This window comes from Rhizobium sp. 01T417, assembly GCF_056398905.1.
Map to the genome: position 1 here is coordinate 65,583 of NZ_JBFTQH010000017.1, position 21,209 is coordinate 86,791.

General features: G+C 60.0%; 19 protein-coding genes and 1 pseudogene. 8 read left to right on the forward strand and 12 right to left on the reverse strand.

All coding sequences use genetic code 11. From position 1 onward, the window contains the following. Positions 1-7: 7 nt before the first annotated feature. Entirely contained in the window at positions 8-1,021 is a 1,014-nt protein-coding gene (locus tag AC1DPR_RS17890; RefSeq protein WP_477816817.1) for an alpha/beta hydrolase, read from the forward strand. Between the two features lie 5 nt (positions 1,022-1,026). Here the strand turns inward: AC1DPR_RS17890 and AC1DPR_RS17895 are convergent, their stop codons facing one another. After that, complete coding sequence (locus tag AC1DPR_RS17895) at positions 1,027-2,193, reverse strand: glycosyltransferase family 4 protein (RefSeq protein WP_477816828.1); 1,167 nt, start codon at positions 2,191-2,193, stop codon at positions 1,027-1,029. 156 nt (positions 2,194-2,349) lie between these two features. Then, on the reverse strand, positions 2,350-3,270 hold the full coding sequence (locus AC1DPR_RS17900; RefSeq protein WP_477816818.1) for a sugar kinase: 921 nt from the start codon (positions 3,268-3,270) through the stop codon (positions 2,350-2,352). A gap of 151 nt (positions 3,271-3,421) precedes the next feature. Here AC1DPR_RS17900 and AC1DPR_RS17905 point away from each other — a divergent pair, with 151 nt between their 5' ends. Together AC1DPR_RS17905 and bglA are read left to right on the forward strand one after the other, a co-directional pair. Continuing rightward, positions 3,422-3,655 carry a hypothetical protein gene (locus tag AC1DPR_RS17905; RefSeq protein ID WP_018857560.1) on the forward strand — a complete coding sequence of 78 codons (234 nt, stop codon included), beginning with the start codon at positions 3,422-3,424 and terminating at the stop codon, positions 3,653-3,655. Positions 3,656-3,721: 66 nt separating this feature from the next. Next, positions 3,722-5,371 carry a beta-galactosidase BglA gene (bglA, locus tag AC1DPR_RS17910; RefSeq protein WP_192305291.1) on the forward strand — a complete coding sequence of 550 codons (1,650 nt, stop codon included), beginning with the start codon at positions 3,722-3,724 and terminating at the stop codon, positions 5,369-5,371. 9 nt (positions 5,372-5,380) lie between these two features. Here the strand turns inward: bglA and ade are convergent, their stop codons facing one another. The 8 genes from ade to AC1DPR_RS17950 all read right to left on the reverse strand — a co-directional run bounded on the left by ade (position 5,381) and on the right by AC1DPR_RS17950 (position 14,305). Beyond that, positions 5,381-7,078, reverse strand: a complete 1,698-nt coding sequence (ade, locus tag AC1DPR_RS17915; protein ID WP_018857562.1) for an adenine deaminase — start codon at positions 7,076-7,078, stop codon at positions 5,381-5,383. Between the two features lie 137 nt (positions 7,079-7,215). After that, positions 7,216-8,319, reverse strand: a complete 1,104-nt coding sequence (locus tag AC1DPR_RS17920) for a branched-chain amino acid ABC transporter substrate-binding protein (protein WP_018857563.1) — start codon at positions 8,317-8,319, stop codon at positions 7,216-7,218. 257 nt (positions 8,320-8,576) lie between these two features. Next, on the reverse strand, positions 8,577-9,905 hold the full coding sequence (gene aptA / locus AC1DPR_RS17925) for an omega-aminotransferase AptA (RefSeq protein WP_018857564.1): 1,329 nt from the start codon (positions 9,903-9,905) through the stop codon (positions 8,577-8,579). A 265-nt stretch (positions 9,906-10,170) separates the two neighbouring features. Then, a complete protein-coding gene (locus AC1DPR_RS17930; RefSeq protein ID WP_018857565.1) occupies positions 10,171-10,488 on the reverse strand; it encodes an ArsR/SmtB family transcription factor in 318 nt (105 codons plus the stop codon). Between the two features lie 96 nt (positions 10,489-10,584). Next, positions 10,585-11,340: a HugZ family pyridoxamine 5'-phosphate oxidase gene (locus AC1DPR_RS17935; RefSeq protein ID WP_192305290.1), complete on the reverse strand. Its 756-nt coding sequence runs from the start codon at positions 11,338-11,340 to the stop codon at positions 10,585-10,587. A gap of 32 nt (positions 11,341-11,372) precedes the next feature. Beyond that, the gene (gene choV / locus AC1DPR_RS17940) at positions 11,373-12,425 is read right to left on the reverse strand and encodes a choline ABC transporter ATP-binding protein (protein WP_018857567.1); all 1,053 of its coding nucleotides are present in this window, start codon (positions 12,423-12,425) and stop codon (positions 11,373-11,375) included. Then, positions 12,422-13,267 carry a choline ABC transporter permease subunit gene (choW, locus tag AC1DPR_RS17945; protein WP_018857568.1) on the reverse strand — a complete coding sequence of 282 codons (846 nt, stop codon included), beginning with the start codon at positions 13,265-13,267 and terminating at the stop codon, positions 12,422-12,424. Before choW ends, choV begins: the two co-directional genes overlap by 4 nt. Positions 13,268-13,348: 81 nt before the next feature. Further along, positions 13,349-14,305, reverse strand: coding sequence for a choline ABC transporter substrate-binding protein (locus AC1DPR_RS17950; RefSeq protein WP_169682781.1), 957 nt, complete (start codon positions 14,303-14,305; stop codon positions 13,349-13,351). 237 nt (positions 14,306-14,542) lie between these two features. Here AC1DPR_RS17950 and AC1DPR_RS17955 point away from each other — a divergent pair. The 3 genes and pseudogenes from AC1DPR_RS17955 (at position 14,543) to AC1DPR_RS17965 (ending at position 17,509) form a co-directional block, all read left to right on the forward strand. Continuing rightward, positions 14,543-15,144, forward strand: a pseudogene (locus AC1DPR_RS17955) (thymidine kinase). A 73-nt stretch (positions 15,145-15,217) separates the two neighbouring features. Then, positions 15,218-16,312, forward strand: coding sequence for a hypothetical protein (locus tag AC1DPR_RS17960; protein ID WP_192305288.1), 1,095 nt, complete (start codon positions 15,218-15,220; stop codon positions 16,310-16,312). 75 nt (positions 16,313-16,387) lie between these two features. Continuing rightward, complete coding sequence (locus tag AC1DPR_RS17965) at positions 16,388-17,509, forward strand: DUF2333 family protein (protein WP_062370298.1); 1,122 nt, start codon at positions 16,388-16,390, stop codon at positions 17,507-17,509. An 8-nt stretch (positions 17,510-17,517) separates the two neighbouring features. Here the strand turns inward: AC1DPR_RS17965 and AC1DPR_RS17970 are convergent, their stop codons facing one another. Beyond that, positions 17,518-18,243, reverse strand: coding sequence for a helix-turn-helix transcriptional regulator (locus AC1DPR_RS17970; protein ID WP_025660418.1), 726 nt, complete (start codon positions 18,241-18,243; stop codon positions 17,518-17,520). Between the two features lie 241 nt (positions 18,244-18,484). Next, positions 18,485-19,009: a TIGR00645 family protein gene (locus tag AC1DPR_RS17975; protein ID WP_018857574.1), complete on the reverse strand. Its 525-nt coding sequence runs from the start codon at positions 19,007-19,009 to the stop codon at positions 18,485-18,487. 155 nt (positions 19,010-19,164) lie between these two features. On the opposite strand from AC1DPR_RS17975, the gene AC1DPR_RS17980 reads away from it, so the two are divergent. Together AC1DPR_RS17980 and AC1DPR_RS17985 are read left to right on the forward strand one after the other, a co-directional pair. Then, the gene (locus AC1DPR_RS17980) at positions 19,165-20,844 is read left to right on the forward strand and encodes a formate--tetrahydrofolate ligase (RefSeq protein WP_192305286.1); all 1,680 of its coding nucleotides are present in this window, start codon (positions 19,165-19,167) and stop codon (positions 20,842-20,844) included. 57 nt (positions 20,845-20,901) lie between these two features. Continuing rightward, on the forward strand, positions 20,902-21,156 hold the full coding sequence (locus AC1DPR_RS17985; RefSeq protein WP_192305284.1) for a hypothetical protein: 255 nt from the start codon (positions 20,902-20,904) through the stop codon (positions 21,154-21,156). Positions 21,157-21,209: the final 53 nt, after the last annotated feature.

A 21,209-nucleotide genomic window follows, 5' to 3' on the forward strand; every position in this document is an offset into this window, starting at 1 on the left:
CTGGACAATGTCGACCATCAAGACCGCACTCTCCGCAGCCACGATCCTGGCAGCCACCACATTCGGCGCCGCTGCCGATCCGGTATTGGAACCGACGACGCAGAAGTTCATCGACGCGCTGGCCGGCGCCAAGCCGATCTACACGCTGTCTCCGTCCGACGCCCGCGACGTACTTGCCGGAGCGCAGAAGGGCGATGTCAAGAAACTCGCCGCCAAGGAAGAGAACCTCACGATCAAGGCTGGTCCGACCGGCAGCATCAAGCTGCGCGTCGTCCGTCCGGAAGGCGCGAAGGGCAAGTTGCCCGTCGTGATGTATTTCCACGGTGGCGGCTGGGTTCTCGGCGATGCCGAGACGCATGACCGGCTCGTTCGCGAGATCGCCAACGGCGCCAAGGCCGCCGTCGTCTTCGTTGATTATGAGCGCTCGCCTGAGGCACGCTATCCGATCGCGATCGAGCAGGCCTATGCCGCTACGAAATACGTCGCTGAGCATCAGAAGGAATTCAACGTCGATGCGAGCCGCCTGGCAGTGGCCGGCGATAGCGTCGGTGGCAACATGACGGCAGCAGTGACCCTTCTAGCCAAGGAGCGGGGCGGTCTCGCAATCGATCAGCAGGTCATGTTCTATCCCGTGACCGACGCCAACTTCGAGACCGGCTCCTACAACCAGTTCGCCAATGGTCCCTGGCTGACCAAGGAGGCCATGAAGTGGTTTTGGAACGCCTATCTGCCTGACGAAGCCAAGCGCAAGGAGCCGACCGCTTCGCCGCTCCAGGCATCGCTCGACCAACTGAAGGGCTTGCCGCCGGCATTGATTATTACCGATGAGAACGACGTGCTGCGCGACGAAGGCGAGGCCTATGGCCGCAAGCTGACGCAAGCCGGCGTCAAGGTAACCTCCATCCGCTACAACGGTACGATCCATGACTTCGTGCTTCTGAACGCCATTGCCGAGACACCGGCAGTGCGCAGCGCGGTCTCGGTCGCCAGCCAGACGCTGCGCGAGGCGCTCAGCAAGTAACGCCTTCAGGTTCCCGAAGAGACTGGCCCGGCGGCTTCGCCGGGCTTTTTCGTTCTTGGCAGCGACTTGGCGGCAAATCGCCAGGCCTTTTTCCATTTCGGCGTAATGACACCGTTGGCAGCGCGGATGTTGTTGATGAACTGCGTGGTTGCCGCTTCCCAGGAATATTGAAGCGCGAGTTCGCGTGCTTTCTCGCGGGAAGCAGACAATGCGGTCAGGCAGGCCGTTTTCAGGTCGTCGTCGAGTGCTCCGACTTCGTTGTCGTCTCCGATGATGTCGAACGGGCCGGTGACAGGGTAGGCGGCCACGGGAACGCCTGACGCGAGGGCCTCGAGGATCGTATTGCCGAACGTATCCGTCAGCGACGGGAAGACGAAGACATCGGCCTGGGCATAGGCCTTTGCCAGCTCCTCGCCGACTTTTAGGCCGGTGAAATGCACATCGGGATAGCGTTTCTCGAGTTCCGTGCGGGCCGGCCCGTCACCGACGACGACCTTCGATCCGGGCAGGTCGAGATCCAGGAAGGCCGGCAGGTTCTTTTCCAGGGCAACGCGGCCGACTGTCATGAAGATCGGGCGGGTAAGGCTGAACGGCGCATCTTCCGGGGGCATGGGGCGGAAATGATCGGCATCAATGCCGCGGCTCCACGGCATGAGGTTTCGAATGCCCTTTTCGGAGAGTTCGCGCGCGAGGCTTGGGGTCGCGACCATGCAACCGGCGCCCGAGTTGTGAAACCAGCGAACGAAGGCGTAAAGCCAGCTCTTCGGTATGGGCAGGCGAGCCGAAACGTATTCCGGAAAGCGAGTGTGGTAGCTGGTGGAGAAAGGCATGCGATTCTTCAGACACCAGCGCCGCGCCGTCAGTCCCAACGGGCCCTCCGTCGCGATATGAACGTAGGAGGGCATGTGTTTCTTGATCTCGCGCGCGACGCGGCGGTAGCTCGCTATCGAGAGACGAATTTCGGGATACGTGGGGCAGGGCACGCTGTGAAAGCCCTGCGGCGTCACCATCGCCACGTCGATGCCCATCTTCGCCAGTTCGCGATTGGTGTTCTCGATCGAACGGACGACGCCGTTGACCTGCGGATGCCAGGCATCGCTGACAATCACCAGCCGTTCCGCCATGCCCAGCCGAGATGCATACCGGCCTTCGTTGCCTCCAACTTCCGACATATGTTGCAGCACGCCCCAATCCCATCCATGCCGCGCCCGCGGGGGCGCCGGCCCAATTCCCGGCTGACCCGGAGACTCGATTCCCGCGCCTCACATTCTGGCGGTCGTCGATGATGGAAATATTACAGTCGCACTGCGCCGATCGTTCGATGTTGCTCAGGTCTTGTCGATGCCGAGCTTTTCCCATGCGACGAGGGCGCCGTGTTCGCTAACCACGCGTGCGGCGACCTTCGCGGCAAACGCCGCTGCAGCAGGGGCGCCCTTCGTTTCGAGATAGCGGGCGAGAAATGCGCCGTTGAAACTGTCGCCGGCGCTGGTCGTGTCGACGACCTGTTCGACCTTTTCGGCTGGGACGAAGCTCTCCACGCCGTCGAAGCTCAGGGTCGCTCCCTCTGCGCCGTTCTTAACGACCACATCGGTCGCGCCAAGCGTGCGATACCGCTGGATCGTCGCAGCGATCGAGACGTCGCCGAAGTGCGTTGCTTCGTCGTCAAAACTCGGCAGCACCAGGGACGAGGCGCGCGCACCTTCGCTGATCGTCGCATGCATCACGTCATAGCCGGACCAAAGCCGCGGGCGGATATTGGGGTCGAAGGCCACGATCTTGCCGGCGGCCTTGGCGCGACGGACTTCGGCGAGCAACGTATCGGCGTCATTGCGAGACAGGATCGCAAGTGTGATGCCGGAGAAATAGATGACATCGCATGCCTCGATCGCCTCGCGCAGGAGCTCCGCATCGGCTGCCAGCTGGCGGGCGGCCGAGTTGTCGCGCCAGTAGCTGAAGGAGCGCTCGCCGTCCTTGAGGCTGATCATGTAGAGACCGGGCGCCTTACCCTTGATGCGCCTGATAAATTCCGTGCCGATGCCAGCCTGCTTGTAGAAGGCGATCATCTCATCGGACATGGCTTCGTCGCCGAGCGCGGTAAAATACTCCACCGACCAATCTGCCGGCAGGCAGGCGCGAGCATACCAGGCGGTGTTCAGCGTATCGCCGGCAAAGCCCTTGCGTAGCAATCCGGCGCCTGCCTGCGAAAGCTCCACCATGCATTCACCGATCGATAAAAAACGCCCGCTCACAGAAAGCCTCCCTGAATTTTCCCGTTTCGCTGATACGCGCAGAGCACCTTCCTGACAAGCCGCGAGCGGCATGTGCCTGCGGCATTAGGCCGGATTTGTTGACCGTGTGGACGGGGCGCATAATGACGCGCGTAGCTATGGGGATATGTTCATGCAGAAGATCCCAGTTTCTCTGATCGCCATTTCACTTATCGCGGGACTATCCCTCTCAGCTATTCCCGCTTTCGCACGCGGCGGAGGCAAGGGCCGAAAGATGGATTGCCAGACACTCGCCATGCAGGAGCGCAACTCCGTGGGCGGCAAGCTACCGAGCAAGGACATCAAGCGCCGCGACAAGATAAAGCGCAGAATGCAGAAACTTGGATGTGCGACGGATCCCGGCTGAAGGTTGTTTTTTGGCGCGCCCGCTTTAGTCTTGGCATGATTGCGTGATGCGGGAGATGATTGGCTGATGTCGGTTGCAGGCAAGACGGCGGACTGGTGGCGGGGTGCTGTCATTTATCAGGTCTATCCGCGATCCTTTCAGGATACCAACGGAGATGGTCTCGGAGACCTGAAGGGCATTACCCGGAGATTGCCCTATATCGCCAACCTTGGCGTAGATGCGATCTGGCTCTCGCCGTTCTTCAAGTCACCCATGGCCGACATGGGTTACGATGTTTCGGATTATTGCGATGTCGATCTGATCTTTGGCACGCTTGATGATTTCGATGAAATGATGGCGGCCGCCCATGGGCTCGGCCTCAAGATCATCATCGATCAGGTCATTTCCCATACCTCCGATGTTCATCCCTGGTTTGTCGAAAGCCGCTCGAGCCGGACCAATCCCAAGGCGGACTGGTATGTGTGGGCGGACCCGAAACGGGATGGGACGGCCCCCAACAACTGGCTCTCGATCTTCGGTGGACCAGGATGGGAATGGGACGGCGTGCGCCGGCAGTATTACCAGCATAACTTCCTGACCTCGCAGCCGGATCTCAACTTCCACAGTCCGGAGGTTCAGGATGCCGTGCTTGCCACCGTGAAGTTCTGGCTCGACCGCGGCGTCGACGGCTTCCGCCTCGACACTGTCAATTATTACTTCTGCGACAGGCTGCTTCGCGACAACCCTCCGCATGCGCCCGATGAGAGCGATACCGGTCTCGATGCGCCGGATACCAACCCGTACGGCATGCAGAACCACCTCTACGACAAGACGCAGCCGGAGAATGTCGGCTTCCTCCGGCGGTTCCGGGCGCTGCTTGATCGCTACGAGGCGCGCGCGACGGTCGGCGAGGTCGGCGACGGTGCCCGCTCGCTGAAGACCGTCGCCGCCTATACGGGCGGCGGCGACAAGCTGAACATGTGCTACACCTTCGACCTGCTCGGACCGGACTTTACCGCGACGCATATTCGAAACTGCGTCGATGCCTTCCAGAAATCGGTTGCCGATGGGTGGGTATGCTGGGCGTTCTCGAACCACGACGTCAACCGTCATCTGAGCCGCTTTGCCAAGGCGGCAGCAGAGCGGCCCGTGATCGCCAAGCTCGCCATGTCTGTGCTGGCGACGCTGCGCGGCTCGATCTGCCTCTACCAAGGAGAAGAACTTGGGCTTCCCGAGGCCGAGCTCGCCTTCGAGGATCTGCGTGATCCCTATGGCATCCGCTTCTGGCCGGCGTTCAAGGGACGTGACGGATGCCGCACTCCGATGCCCTGGGAGGCTGCCAAGGCGCATGCCGGCTTTACGAGCGCCGAGAAGTCATGGTTGCCGGTGCCTTATGAGCAGGCGGCGCTTTCCGTCGATACGCAGGAGAGCGATCCGAATTCCGTGTTGCACCACTACCGGCAGACGCTCAATTTCCGGAAAAGCCACCCGGCTTTGCTCAATGGCACTATGGAATTCATCGGTACCAATCAGGACCTTCTCGCCTTCACGCGCAGCAAGGGAAGCGAGAAGCTGCTCTTCGTCTTCAACCTGACGCGCAAGCCCGCGCAGTTCATCCCGCCGGCCGGAATGGTGATCGGAGAACGGCTGGCGATGCCGGGCTTCGCGGCGGCAGCCGGAACCGGTCCAATCAAGCTGGCCGCACTCGATGCATTCTGCGCACGGGTGGCTGGCTAAATTAGACGCTCACCCGACGAGGGCGAACTTGTCGACGTCCACCATTCCGCGATCCGAGATCTTCAGGTGCGGAATGACCGGGAGCGGCAGGAAGGCCACCTGCAGGAAGGGTTCCTCAAGCGTCGTGCCGAGCGCGTAGGCGGCCTTGCGTAGATGGTGGAGTGTGTCGCGCACCGTCTCGTAGGTCTCGAGGCTCATCAGGCCGGCAATGGGCAGGGCGATCTCGCCGGTGACCTTGCCATCCTCGACGACAACGAAGCCGCCGTTGATTTCGCCGAGGCGATTGGCGGCGAGGGCCATGTCATCCTCGCTGACGCCGACGACGCAGATGTTGTGACTGTCATGCCCGACGGTCGAGGCGATCGCACCTTTCTTCAGGCCGAAGCCCTGGACGAAACCATTGGCATGGTTGCCGTTCTTGCCGTGCCGCTCGATGACGGCGACTTTGATGATGTCATTGCCGAGATCGACGTCAGTCTGGTTGCCCTTCACCGGTAGCCGGTAGCGGCGATGTTCGGTGATGATCTTGCCGGGCGTGACGCCGATCACAGGGGTTTCGCCGTCGGCGACGGGAACGCCGAAGTGCGCGGCGTTGACGGGCCGGGCCTTGACGCTATCAAGGCCGACCGGTTCGACGGGCTTGCGCGTGGCGAAAAGCTCTGGGGTCACTTGGCGCCCAGCGGCAAAGACGAGATCTGCGCGGCAGTTTTCGAGGCTGTCGATGACCACGAGGTCTGCACGCCAGCCGGGGGCTACGAGACCGCGGTCCCTCAGGCCGAAGGCACGGGCAGCCGAGATCGACGCGGCGCGATAAATGGCCAGCGGCTCGACGCCGTTCTTGATCGCGGTCCGGATCATGTAGTCGAGATGGCCTTGCTCGGCGATGTCGAGGGGATTGCGGTCATCAGTGCAAAGGGCGAGGTACGGCGACAGGCGCTCGGTGATGATGGGCATCAGGGCCGCCAGATCCTTCGACACGGAACCCTCGCGCACGAGGATATGCATGCCCTTTCGCATCTTTTCTAGCGCTTCGGCAGCACTGGTGCATTCATGCTCGGTGCGGATGCCGGCGGAGAGGTAGCCATTCAGGTCATTGCCCGAGAGCAGGGGGGCGTGGCCGTCGATATGCTGCCCCTGGAAGGCATCGAGCTTGGCCATGCAGATGGGATCCTTGTGGATCACACCGGGGAAGTTCATGAACTCGGCGAGGCCGATGACCTTCGGATGATGGCGAAATGGAAGGAGACGTTCGATCGGCAGATCTGCGCCCGATGTTTCCAGATGTGTGGCGGGCACGCAGGAGGAGAGTTGGACACGGATGTCCATGATCGTTTCGAGGGACGAATCGAGGAAATACTGAATGCCTTCGGTGCCGAGAACATTTGCAATCTCGTGCGGGTCGCAGATGACTGTCGTTACGCCATAGGGCAGGACGCAGCGGTCGAATTCGTGCGGCGTCACCAGCGACGACTCGATGTGGAGATGCGTATCGATGAAGCCCGGCACCACGATCTTGCCCGAGATATCGATCTCGGTTTCGCCGTCGTAGCTGCCGCACGTGCCGACGATACGATCCTGTGCGATCGCGACATCGGATGCCACCAGTTCGCCGGTCACGAGGTCGAAGAAGCGTCCGCCTTTCAGAACGATGTCGGCGGGCAGGCGGCCCGTCCCTTGGTCGATAAGGCGTTCGAGCTTGGCGGTCATGGCATCCTCGTGCTGGCGTTTCACCAGTTATAGCCCATGTGTCTGACAAAGCGAGATCGGCTTTGTCGGCCGGTCCACAAACGAAAACCGGGCGCCCCAGAGGGACGCCCGGCGATCGAAATCGGAAGATCGAAGGCTTATTCGGCCGGAACGATCTTGCCAGCTTCCCACTTGTAGAGCGCGAAGCTCTGCGAAGTCAGGTCGCCGGTTTCGCCGTAGGTCAACTTGCCGATTGCCGTCGGGATCGCTTCGCCGCCCTTCAGCGCCTTGGCGACTGCTTCGGAATCCTCAGCGCTGCCAGCCTTCTCGATACCTGCCTTCAGGACTTCGACTGCGGCGTAGGCGTTGAGCGTGAAGGCTTCGGCCGGGATGCCCTTGGCCTTCAGCGCATCGGCAGCTGCCTGCGAATCCGGGCTCTTGGTCGCATCCATGGCATTGGTGAAGATCGTGCCGCCGGCTGCGTCAGTACCGATGTTCCAGAACTCGCTGTTCGAGAGGCCGTCGCCGCCGATGATGACGGCCTTGACGGACAGGTCATGCAGCTGGCGGGCCAGCAGGCCGCCTTCCGGGTGATAGCCGCCGAAATAGACGACATCGACGTTCTCGGCCTTCAGACGGGTGGTCAGCGCGCTGAAATCCTTGTCGCCAGGGGTCAGGGAGTCGTCGAGCACTTCCTTGATGCCGCCAGCATTCAGTGTGGCCTTGAATGAATCGGCCAGGCCCTTACCGTAGGCGCCCTTGTCGTTGATGATCGCAACGCGCTTGTCCTTGAAGTTCTTCAGGACGTAGTTGGCGGCGACTTCGGCCTGCTGGTCGTCGCGACCGCAGGTGCGCAGGACGTTGGCGAGGCCACGCTTGGTGAGGTCTGGTGCGGTTGCCGTCGGGGTGACCATCAGCACGCCGTTCTCAGCAAGAACGTCGGAAGCCGGGATCGCGACGCCCGAGGTGACCGGGCCGACGACGAAGCGGATACCGTCGCCGACGAGCTGGTTTGCAGCGGAAACGCCCTGCTTGGGTTCGCCGGCATCGTCGGCATATTTGAGGATGACTTTCTCGCCGAGGATGCCGCCCTTCTTGTTGATCTCGTCAACAGCAGCCTGCGCGCCATTCTTCACCTGATCGCCATAGGCGGCAACGGGGCCAGTCAGCGGCGCGATGAGGCCGATGGTGACGTCAGCATGGGCGAGCGGCGCAAAGGCAAGCGAGGCGACGAGCGCCGCCGACAAAGTCTTCAGACTCATTTTCTTTCTCCTTGGGTGGGTATCAAAACCCGCGATTTAAGTGCCGCGGCGGCGAGCCCAGATCGTCAACAACCCTTGCAGGGGGATGCGCCAAGAGACGATGAGCAGCCGCGCGCCGAAACACCCGCCCTCCATATTTGGCTTCGACGGACGCTTTGCAAGTTTCTTAGGAATTTACTGTCGATTTCGCAAGAAGATAAAGAAATAGGGCCCGCTTTTGCCTGATTTGACAAAAGCGGGCCCCGAAAACGCGTCGTTTAGATGTTATTTTGCAAAATTTCGCGCAGTTTTCCGAAGAGCTCGTCGATGTGGTGCTTTTCGATGATGAGCGGCGGCGAGAGCGCGATGATGTCGCCGGTAGTGCGGATCAACAGGCCCTTCTCATAGGCCTTCAGGAAGGCGGTAAAGGCGCGCTTGGTCGGCTCGCCGGCGATCGGATCGAGCTCGATCGCGCCGATCAGGCCGGTGTTTCTGATGTCGATGACATTCGGGCAGTCCTTCAGGGAGTGCAGCCCGTCGGCCCAGTAATCCGAGAGCTCGGCGGCGCGGGTCAGGAGGCCTTCTTCCTTGTATGTGTCGAGCGTGCCGAGTGCTGCGGCGCAGGCGATCGGGTTGCCGGAGTAGGTGTAACCGTGCATGAACTCGATCATGTGCTCGGGGCCGCTCATGAACGCGTCATGGATCTCTGCGGTCACGAAGACCGCGCCCATAGGAATCACACCGTTGGTCAGGCCCTTTGCGGTGGTGATCATGTCCGGCTTGACGTCGTAGTACTGGGCAGCGAACGGCGCGCCGAGGCGGCCAAAGCCGGTGATGACTTCGTCAAAGATCAACAGGATGCCGTGCTTGGTGCAGATTTCGCGGAGCTTCTGCAGGTAGCCCTTCGGCGGGATCAGCACGCCGGTCGAACCGGCAATCGGCTCGACGATGACGGCGGCAATCGTCGAAGCGTCGTGTAGCGTGACGATGCGCTCGAGCTCGGTCGCCAAGTCGCCGCCATGCTCGGGCTGGCCGCGGGTGAAGGCGTTCTTGCCCGGCTGATGCGTGTGGGGCATGTGGTCGACGCCCGTCAGCAGCGTGCCGAACATCTTGCGGTTGGAAACGATGCCGCCGACGGAGATGCCACCGAAGTTGACCCCATGATAGCCGCGTTCGCGGCCGATCAGACGGAAGCGCGAGCCGTTCCCCTTCACACGATGGTAGGCGAGGGCGACCTTCAGCGCCGTCTCGACCGATTCAGACCCCGAATTGGTGTAGAGAACGTGGTCCATGCCTTCGGGTGCGATGTCGACGAGGCGGTTCGCGAGTTCGAACGCCTTGGGGTGGCCGAGCTGGAAGGCCGGCGCGTAGTCGAGCTCACCAGCCTGTTCGCGGATCGCTTCGGTGATCTTCGGCCGGCAGTGGCCAGCATTCACGCACCAGAGGCCGGCGGTGCCGTCGAGCACCTGACGGCCGTCATGGGTCTGGTAGTACATGTCCTTGGCGCTGACGAAAAGACGCGGCTCCTTCTTGAACTGGCGGTTCGCAGTGAAGGGCATCCAAAAGGCCCGAAGGTCGTTTGGCGTGGTATTGAGGCGATTGGACATGCTGTTCTCCATGGCCGTTTCGGAGGCCCTTCCCAGTATTGGCTGATGCGGTTTTTTTACTGCCCGGTCAAATTATCAGCGGTTCTTCGGGCGTCAAGCCGCTGACATTGCCGTCAGGCCGTTGCATCGGAGGTACGCGCAAAAAATAGACCGGCATCGCTGCCGGTCTAAAAGTATGTAAACGTGCTGAAATGAGGTTGCCACACTATTCCGGATGCATTTCACGGCAGTGGGGCTTATCAGCTGACATTATGTCAGCTTGTCCTTACGCCGCGGACTTTGCCTGGCTTTGAACAGAGTAGATGTCGGTGAGGGCTTCGAGGATCCTGAGGACCGGCTCGGAGCTGCTGGAGTAGTAGATCGTCTGGGCGTCGCGGCGCGTCTTCACCAGTTTCTGGGCGCGCAGCTTTGACAAGTGCTGCGACAGCGCGGACTGGCTCAAGCCAACCTCCTGCGCCAGCGCACCGACCGGGATTTCGCCCTTCACGAGGTTGCAGAGAATGAGAAGCCTTTTCGGGTTTGCCATTGCGGACAAGAGCGCAGCGGCAATATTCGCATTGGCGGTTAAATCGATTGTGTCCATATCTTCTTCCCGATGTGAAACTAATTTCAAAAACGCATGTTCCCGCTCAATGCCGGACGGCGAAAACTATCAATACGGCGTCAAGATTGTATATAGCTAAATTTCAGGTATTGCGGATTTTATGTTAGATATATGGAAATAAACGTCCTCGATGTCCTCTGCGACGGCAGCGAATTCGCAACGCAGAAGCAAATCACCCGAAATCAGATCGAAACCGGCGCAGTCCACTCCACAAATGCGCCAATCGCCGCCGTTGCCGGCCTTCAAACTCGCTGCGGTCATGGGGGCGAGATCGGGGCTTGTACCTAGTAATTCTTGCACTATCGCATCGGCCTGCGCCGCCACGTTCTCGTTCCCGGGGGATCGAATCGTCAGGTCGTCTCCATCAAGAAGATAGGCGCGACCAAACCCACCATTCAGGCTCGCGGATTGCGGCACCAGCCGGAGGAAGCGGAAATCCGGGAAATCGATATAGAGCTTTGCCTTGGCATGGCGGTTGAGGAAGCGGCTGCGAATCCGGGCATGGATGACGCTGTCGCGCTCGACCGGTTCGGCAAGGCATTGGGTCGTCAAGCGCGGATAGGCCAGTGGATCGCCCTTGCCGGGCTCGCCCGTCAGAAGCGACGCACGGCGATCGGCGTCGAGCGCGCGGGTATGCGTCGACAGGCCCGACACGAGAATGACGGGAACGCCATCGATGTCGGTGCCGAGAAGTACCCGGCTGGCAAATGGGAAGCCGGTCTCGGGATCGAGGACGGCGATTGCAGCATAACGGGCGGAGCGGAGAAGCGTGCGCGCGAGCTTGCGGGCTTCTCCGTCCGTTTCCCTGAGAACGGAAGCTTGATCTTTCATGTCCACTTTTCTGACCGAAGCGGACGGTCGGATCAAGCTTCTTCTTTGCGGCGATGCTGCGTCAGACCCTCAACGATATCCTGGGCCGAAATGGTACCGATGATCGCGCCGTTTTCCACCACCCCGATACTGCCGGGCTGGCGCGACAGTGCATCGAGAATGTCGATCAATGGCGTCTCGGCGCGCGCAGTGCCGCTGACGCTTGCGCCAGCGGCGGCGTGGCCGAGGCCTGGCTGCATTACGTCCTGCGCCGTCAGCATGCTGATCGGATTCATGTGCTGGACGAAATCGGCGACGTACTGGTCGGCGGGGTTTTTGACGATCTCCTGCGGCGTGCCGCATTGGATGATGCGCCCGCCCTCCATGATGGCGATGCGGTTGCCGATGCGGAAGGCCTCATCCAGGTCGTGGCTGACGAAGAGGATCGTCTTCTTCAGCCGCCGCTGGAACTCGAGAAGCTCGTCCTGCAGGCGCGTGCGGATAAGCGGATCGAGCGCCGAGAACGGCTCGTCCATCAGCAGGATCGGCGCACCGGTCGCGAAGGCACGAGCGAGGCCAACGCGTTGCTGCATGCCGCCGGACAATTCATTGACCTTGCGGTCCGCCCATTTGGTCAGGTTGACCAGTTCGAGCTGTTCGCCCACGCGCTTCTTGCGCTCGGCCTCGGGCATGCCCGCAAGCTCAAGGCCGAAGCCGACATTTTCCGCGACCGTTCGCCACGGCAGCAAGGCAAACTGCTGAAACACCATGGAAACGGTGTGCATGCGCAGGTCGCGCAGGCCCTTGGCGGTGGTCTTGTAGGGATTGCAGGGGCCGTTTGGCGTTGCGACCGAAACCTCGCCGCGCACGACGGGCGCCAGCCCGTTTACGGCCCGCAGGAGGGTGGACTTGCCGGACCCAGAAAGTCCCATGAGGACGAGGATCTCGCCTTCCTGCACGGAGAGCGAGGCATCCGCCACGCCGAGAACAAGACCAGTCGCAGCACCGATCTCGTCGCGGTTTTTGCCCTGATCGGCCAAAACCAGGGCGTTTTCCGGCTTGTCGCCGAAGACGATGCTGACGTTGTCGAAACGGACCGCAGTCATACGCCTTCTCCTTCACCCGCAGTGCGGAACATTCGGTCGAGAATGATGGCCAGGATGACGATGCAGAGACCCGCTTCGAAGCCCTTGGCGACGTTGACCGTATTGAGTGCACGAACCACCGGCACGCCGAGGCCGTCGGCGCCGACAAGCGCGGCGATGACCACCATCGACAACGATAGCATGATCGTCTGCGTCAGGCCTGCCATGATCTGTGGCATGGCAAAGGGCAGCTCGACCTTGCGCAGCACCTGCATCGGCGTAGCGCCGAAAGATTCTGCCGCTTCCACCAGGGAGGAAGGGGTCGAGATGATACCGAGGCGCGTGAGGCGGATGGGGGCGGGGATTGCGAAGATCACGGTTGCGATCAAGCCCGGCACCATGCCGAGTCCGAAAAGGATAAGTGCAGGAATGAGATAGACGAATGTCGGAATGGTCTGCATCAAGTCGAGGATCGGGCGCAGGGCGGAATAGACCCAGGCGCGGCGCGCGGCGGCGATGCCAAGAGGAATGCCGACGATCATGCTGACAAAGGTTGAGGCGAGTACCAGCGCCAGCGTCTCCGTCGTCTCCTTCCAGTACCCCTGGTTCACGATGAAGAGGAGGCCAAGACAGGTGAAGACGGCCACGACGATCGAGCGACGGAGCCAGTAGGCAATCGCCCCGATCCCGAGGATGACGATTAGTGGGTGAGGTTTCTGCAGAATGAAAAGCAGCCCGTCGATGACGTGGGACAGAATGAAGGCGAGCTGATTGAAAAACCAATCGGCGTTGGAGGTCAGCCAGTCCACGAAGGCTTTCGCCCAGGAGCCGATGGGAATTTTAGTGTCGGTGAGCCAGGTCAAGGGAGCGCCTATCCATTAGGAACAACAACATTTCGCGACGATAGCGAGATGGGGCGGCGCGAGCCGCCCCGCTCGTCGTTATCAGAGGCCGAGGCTCTTCTTGACGACCGCGAGGCCATCGCCGCTGTCATCGCGCGCCTTGACGCCGGCAAGCCACGGGTCAAGCGCGGAAGGATTGGCCTTCAGCCACTCTGTCGCTGCCTTTTCCGGCTCATCGCCGTCGTTCAGGATCTTGCCCATGATCTGGTTTTCCATCTCGAGCGAGAAAACCATGTTCTTGAGCAATGCACCGACGTTCGGGCACTCATTGAGATAGCCCGCGCGCACGTTGGTGAAAACCTTCGCGCCGCCGAAGTCCGGCCCGAAGACATCGTCACCACCGGTCAGATAGGTCAGCTTGAAGTTGTCGTTCATCGGATGCGGCTCCCAGCCGAGGAAGACAACGGGCTTGCCTTCCTTCTCGGAGCGAGCCACCTGCGCCAGCATGCCCTGTTCGGAAGACTCGACCACTTCCATGCCCTTGAGGCCGAAGGTGTTCTTTTCGATCAGATCCATGACGAGGCGGTTACCGTCGTTTCCGGGCTCGATGCCGTAGATCTTGCCGTCAAGGTCATCCTTGTGAGCTGCAATATCCTTGAAATCCTTGATGCCGAGCTCAGCGCCCTTGGCGTTGGTCGCCAATGTGTATTTTGCGCCGACGAGATTCGGTCCGAAGGATTCGACCGATTTATCATCAAGGAAGGGGCGAACGTCTTTTTCCTGTGTCGGCATCCAGTTGCCGAGGAAGATGTCGATGTCCTTGTTCTTTAGCGATTGGTAGGTTACCGGCACGGAAAGAACTTTGACGTCAGGGGTATAGCCTAGTCCCTTCAGCACGACTGCTGCAGTCGCCGTTGTGGACGTGATGTCAGTCCAGCCGACGTCCGAAAAATGAACGGTGGAACAACTGTCTGGATCTGCGGCGAGTGCAGCGGTTGCGACAGAGAGAGCGGCAACTGCGGTGGCGGTGATCAGTATGAATGCGCTTGTCGTTTTCATTTATAGACTCCCAGTCTTACGTTCCCAAGCCAAGCACCAATAGCCGAGTTTTACAAGCGACCTCAGCGCGTTTGCGCCGCATTGCAGTACTCGATTGCGACGTGGGTCATTTTTCCGCCAGCGCTGAGATTTCAAAGGTTTTTGGCGATTTTTGGTCCTGAATTTCCTGTGACTATCAGAATGAGGGACTTTTCTTCGCGGTTTCGAGCTTCCAAGAAGCGAAAGACGGAGAAAACGATGGCAAAGCTCTATTTCAACTACTCGACCATGAACGCCGGCAAGTCGACGATGCTGCTGCAAGCCGCCTACAACTACGAGGAGCGCGGCATGCGTGTCGTTCTGCTGATTGCGGCCTTCGACGAGCGTGCTGGAAAGGGGATTATCGGTTCCCGGATCGGCCTGCAGGCAAGCGCCGTCGCCTTCGAACCGGAAGCTGACCTCCAGGCCTTGATCGGCGAACTCGGCAAGGAGGGAGAACCGATCGCCTGCGTCTTTGTCGATGAGGCTCACTTCATGACGCGCGAGCAGGTCTGGCAGCTCGCCCGGGTCGTCGATCGCATGAATATACCTGTCATGGTCTATGGACTGAGAACTGATTTCCAGGGGCGCCTCTTCCCGGCGTCGCAGGAGCTTCTGGCGATTGCCGACGAGATGCGCGAGGTGCGGACCATCTGCCATTGCGGACGCAAGGCGACGATGGTGGTGCGTCTCGACGCAAATGGAAAGGTGCTGCGCGAAGGCGCACAGATCGATGTCGGCGGCAACGAAAAATACGTCTCGCTCTGCCGGCGTCACTGGGATGATGCAGTGAACGGGGATGGCTCGCCACGGCGGTGTGACCGGTCCTCAAAGTGATTCCGGTTTGGCAGCTTATGCGCTAGGTTCGCGATAACCGATTCATGGAGCCGCCCGGTGCGCAAGCCCTTCTCCTTCGATACCCAGCTCGAAGCCGCGCGAGCGCTCGTGGAGCAATTGCGTCTTGAAGCCAAGGTCTGCGTCGAATTCATCAACGAGTTCGCACGCCAGGCGGCTGCCGTCGATGACGAACGGTTTCTGGTCGAGAATGGCCGCTTCCAGGCGTTTGTTGCAAACGGCGCGAGCTTGACCAATCTTCTTGCTGAGCTCGTTTTCGTCCTCGACACGCTGACGGTCAAGATTTCGGCGGATCTCGATGGTTTCCGTGGCCTGACCGCCGGCGAAAGATTCATCGGTCGTTTTTCGCGCCAGCGGATGTGGCGTCGCCACAGCGCGCGCGTGCGCGCAGCCCCTGTCGTGGAGCGGCTTCGCGACCTGCTGGTGAAGTCCGAAGCCACGGCAGGTGTCATCGCGATCTACCGCACGATTGCGATCGACTTTCACAAGCTGGGTGAGCATGGGCTGATCGGCATCGTCGAGCAGCGCCGTCGGCTTGTCGACAAGATCGACATCGCCCGCCTTCGCATCCGGGAATTGAACGCCAAGGCACTGACGACGCAGGGCAGGATCGGCCTATACGGAAGCAGAGCCGAATGGGAGCTTATGGAACAAGAGCGGCGCTCGCTGAAAGCGGAGGCCGACCGTGTTGCCGATGAGGAACACGGAATGCGCGAGGAGAGCCAGCGCCGCGAACGCTTCATCAATCTCTTCCAGGTTTTCGTCGATGCGCTGAATAGCCAGGTGGGCCAGTGCAACGCCCTCAGGCGCAAGATGTTGATAGACACCGAAGAGCGGCTGCTGATCTATCAGGCGCAAGTCGACACCGACATCCCGGGATCGAAGGTTCAGATTTCAGCGGAGCTCTTTCCCGCCATCGCCGGTCCGATTGAATTGTTTGAGCGCAACATGCTGGCGCCACAGGAATTGGAGCAGCGCAAGCGGGCCGCCGACGCCGTCTTCGCGAGCAAGTTCGAAGCTTTCCGGCAGGAGCCGGAGGAGGGCTTCTCAGTGCCGATCATCGATACGACGGAAATCTCCAGGCGACTGCGCTTCCGTTTTCTGCGTCCTGGCTTCTGGCCGAAGAAACAATAATATCAGCACGATATTGTTCTTCCTGGAGCGAGCGCATATGTCAGTGCGCAGACCAAGCTTATCAAGGAGAAGACGATGCTCGACCGGATCGCCGGTTTTTTCAGGCTGATCGGCCGAACAATCGGACGCTGGGCGCGGGTTTTCTTTGCCTGGGCTTTCTGGCCATTCATCGCTGCCCGCGGCTGGTACGTTCAGCGGACTTGGATGATCCGCTTGCCGATCCTTGGTCTGATCGCGCTTCTTGCTGTCCTCTATTGCTATTTCATTTGGCAGACGCAGGTCTGGTCTAACTTCAATCCCTCCTTCGTGAATGAGTACAGACTTTCCGAGCGCAAGGTTCCTGCCGGCCAGGAGCTGCCGTCAACAGACGGAGCGGCAGCCAAGACTTGCCAGCGGTCGGCGATCGTCGATGTCGCAGCCGACCTGACCGATTTCAACGTCAACCAGAATGCGTGGATCTCCTCCATGCTTCTCTACCGTCTCGGCTTCTTCGGCATCGACTGGGATCACACGCCGTTTCTCGACAACAAGGCGTCGTTCCAGCGGGGCGTAAACCAGGCGGTTCGCCGCACCTCGGTCGAACTCGTCGATACGCTCGGGCGCGTCCGCGGGACGTCAGGGATCAATAACGATCTGCAGAAGGCGCGCGGCAACCTGCAATTCGACGAGTACAGCTGGTACTTCGGCCTTGATCCGTTCGGACCGAAGACACCGACGCCGAGCTATTATCGCTCGGCGCTCGACAGCCTGCGCAAGTTCAATACCGACCTCGCCGCCTGCAACGCCATCTTCGATGGGCGGGCGGATAACCTGATCCAGTTCATCGACCGCATCGCCAACGATCTCGGCAGTACCTCCGACGTGCTCGCGGACCGCTCGCAGAACCATCATCGGGGCTGGTTCGATACACGTGCAGACGATCGCTTCTGGTTCGCCTATGGTCAGCTTTACGCTTATTACGCCATCCTGGCGGCTGCACAGTCAGACTTTTCTCAAGTTATCGCGGAGCGCAATCTGGGCGCCATCTTTGGCGCAACAATGAGACAGTTCCAGGCGGCACTGAAGATCCAGCCGGCAATCATTTCTAACGGCCGGGAAGACGGCTGGCTTATGCCGAGCCATCTGGCAACGATGGGCTTCTATATTCTCCGCGTCCGGTCGAACCTCGTCGAGGTCCGCTCCGTGCTCGATCGCTGAGCGCTTGCTTAGTTGATCAGCTTCATACGGATCGCCTTGGCGACAAGCTGCGTCCGGTTCACACAGTCGAGCTTCTTGATGGCGCTCGTCATGTAGGCATTCACTGTGTGGTCGGATAGCGAGAGGATCTGGCCGATCTCGATCGACGTTTTTCCCTGCGCCGTCCACCGGACGACCTCGCGTTCGCGAGCGGAAAGGGGCGTGTGTTCCGGAAGCTTCGAATGCTGCGTGCGATGATACGCGTCGAGCAGATGGAGGATCGCAATGGTGAGTTCGTTGAGCTCGGTCTGCGCGAGCAGTGGGCGGTCGCCGGCCAGCCAAAACAGGATGCGCTCGCCGTCGCGAGTGTAGGCGGGCACCGCAACGCCTGTCGGTATGCCGAAGTGATGCAGAAGTTTGCTCAACTCATTGGGGAAAATTTCTGCGGAGGAACTGTCCAGAAGGCTCCATGAGCGCGGCAGGGCCGACTCGCTCATGCCCATTGCCAGCATGGGAAAACGCATGATGCGGGCGCGGTCGAACTGATTGAAGTATGCGGACGGAAGTGTTGTTTCGATGACCAGGGCCTTGAGGAGGACGCTTTCAGGAGCGGGCGCGAGCAACAGCGTGATATGCCGGAAGCCGTAGGCGCGGGCTACCTTTACAAGAACTTGCGCGAATTCGGCCCTGGTATTGACAGCTGAAATCTCTGTGGCCAGGGACAACTGTCTTTCCAAGGTAGTCATGTAAGACATCGATGCGTCCCTGCTTACCTTCATATCAGCGCCATAGAATATGCAAACTGATATATTTGCTAGTGCGAAACGGGGAGGCGCGCAGCGATTAATTTCAAATGTATTACTTTAACCACAGCGGATCGTCCCATGGTTGCGTTATTGTTTTCCAAAAACGCAACTTCAGGCACAATCGAGTTCCTCTTCTACGCCGCAGGAAAGCACACGGGTTCGCCGGAGAATAGCGCAAAGCGTCTTCGAATCACTTGGCGATCAGATCTTGTCCTTCACCCTTGGCCTTTTTTGTCAGCTGCTCGAGGAAACCGAGCATCACCGCGGAGACGACGAACGCAAGATGCATTGCCGTCAGCCACATGATCTTGCTGTCGGTGTATTGTTCGGCATTCAAGAAGACCTGGAGGAGGTGAATCGATGAAATTGCCACGATCGACGAGGCCACCTTGACCTTGAGGCTGCCGGCGTCGAGCTTGCCAATGAACGAGACGTCCTCTTCGCTCTCGTCAAAGCGGCTGACGAAGTTCTCGTACCCGGAGATCATCACCATGACGATGAGGCTCGCGACCAGGGCTGCGTCAATCAGGCCGAGCATGGCCAGAATCATTTCCCCCTCGTTGAGGACAAACACGCCGCCCGCCACCTTAAGGAATTTGTAACCGAAGGACACGGCGTACACGGCGAGCGCAAGAGCGAGACCGAGATAGAAGGCGACGAGTATCCAACGGCTCGAAAGGATGATGCGCTCGACAATCAGTTCGAGTGATTTCATGTCCGGTCCTCGCAATGTTAGAATCAATGCCTGACAGATAGCGGCTTGGATGAGCGTTGGGCAACCAGCGCGCTATTCACAGTCTCGGCATATTTCGCTATCCCGTTGAAACAATATGGGCGCGCCTATCGAGCGCAGAAAACCGGGGAACGGGGATGGCAGCACACAAGTCCGACATCGAGATCGCGCGCGCGGCGAACAAGAGACCGATCTTCGAGATCGGTGCAAAGCTCGGTATTCCGGCCGAGCAATTGGCGCCTTATGGGCATGACAAGGCTAAGCTCAGCGCGCAATTCATTGCCGCGCAGGCAGACAGGCCCGACGGCAAGCTGATCCTCGTCACGGCAATCAATCCGACCCCGGCAGGCGAGGGCAAGACGACAACGACCGTCGGTCTCGGCGACGGGCTGAACCGGATCGGCAAGAAGGCGATCGTCTGCATCCGCGAGGCCTCGCTTGGGCCATGCTTCGGAGTGAAGGGCGGGGCGGCGGGCGGCGGCTATGCCCAGGTCATTCCGATGGAAGACATCAACCTGCATTTCACCGGTGATTTCCATGCGATCACGTCGGCCCACAATTTGCTCGCAGCGATGGTCGACAATCACATCTATTGGGGCAACGAACAGGATATCGACCTCAGGCGCGTCACGTGGCGGCGCGTCATGGATATGAACGATCGGGCGCTGCGCGAGATGGTCTCTTCGCTGGGTGGTGTGGCCAACGGCTTTCCCCGGCAGAACGGCTTCGACATCACGGTCGCTTCCGAGGTGATGGCCATTCTTTGCCTCGCCAAGGACCTCGAGGATCTGGAAGAACGCCTCGGCAACATCATCATCGGCTACCGTCGCGACAAGTCGGCCGTCTACGCCCGCGACCTGAAGGCCGATGGGGCTATGGCGGTTCTTCTGAAGGACGCCATGCAGCCGAACCTCGTCCAGACGCTGGAAAACAATCCGGCCTTCGTCCATGGCGGCCCCTTCGCCAACATTGCCCACGGCTGCAACTCGGTGATTGCGACGAAAACGGCGTTGAAGCTTGGCGACTATGTCGTGACCGAGGCGGGCTTCGGCGCGGATCTCGGAGCCGAGAAATTCTTCGATATCAAGTGCCGCAAGGCGGGACTGGAGCCGGATGCCGCCGTCATCGTTGCGACGGTGCGTGCGCTCAAGATGAACGGCGGTGTAAAGAAGGAAGATCTCGGAACGGAGAATGTCGCTGCGCTGAGAAAGGGCTGCTCCAATCTCGGGCGCCATGTCGCCAACGTTCGCAAGTTCGGCGTTCCGGTTGTCGTTGCCATCAATCATTTTATCTCGGACACCGATGCGGAAATCGCTGAGGTGAAGGAGTATGTCTCGCGCCTCGGGGCTGAAGCGATCCTCTGCCGGCACTGGGCCGAGGGCTCTGCCGGTATCGAGGAGCTTGCCTACAAGGTGGTCGAGCTCGCGGAATCGGGACAGTCGAGATTCGAGCCGCTTTATCCCGACGATGTCTCCCTGTTCGAGAAGATCGAGATCGTCGCTTCGAAGATTTATCACGCAGGAGAGGTGACCGCTGATAAGGCGGTGAGGGACCAATTGCTTGCCTGGGAAGAGCAGGGTTATGGACACCTGCCGGTCTGCATGGCCAAGACGCAGTACTCCTTCTCAACCGATCCGAACCTGCGGGGTGCGCCGGAAGGGCATATCGTGCCGGTCCGTGAAGTTCGCCTATCGGCGGGCGCGGGCTTCGTTGTCGCCATCACAGGCGAGATCATGACCATGCCCGGCCTGCCGAGATCGCCGTCGGCGGAGCGGATTTACTTGAACGATCAAGGGTATATCGAAGGGTTGTTCTAATCTTCGATTAAGGACGGGGAGAGCTTATTGTCCCAGCCTATCAATTTGGAACCGATAATGTCGGCCTATTGGCGAAGCTGCGTTTTTGGCGTGGCTGCAGTTGTTTCTGTGATGGCAAGCAGCGCTGCGACCGGTGAGTCGGTTGCTACCGAACAAAGCATGGCCGACTTCATGAAGGGCAATCCCGACTGCGTGGAGTTCAACGATCAATGTTCGATCTGTACCGTGGTCGACGCCGAGGCCAATTGCTCCACGCCTAAGATAGCCTGCATCAAGAAGCCTTATGTCTGTACGCGGCGTTCGGACAAGTGAGTTGACGTCGACGGATGGCCGAGAGCCGCGATAAGGGACATTGGCGAAGCTTG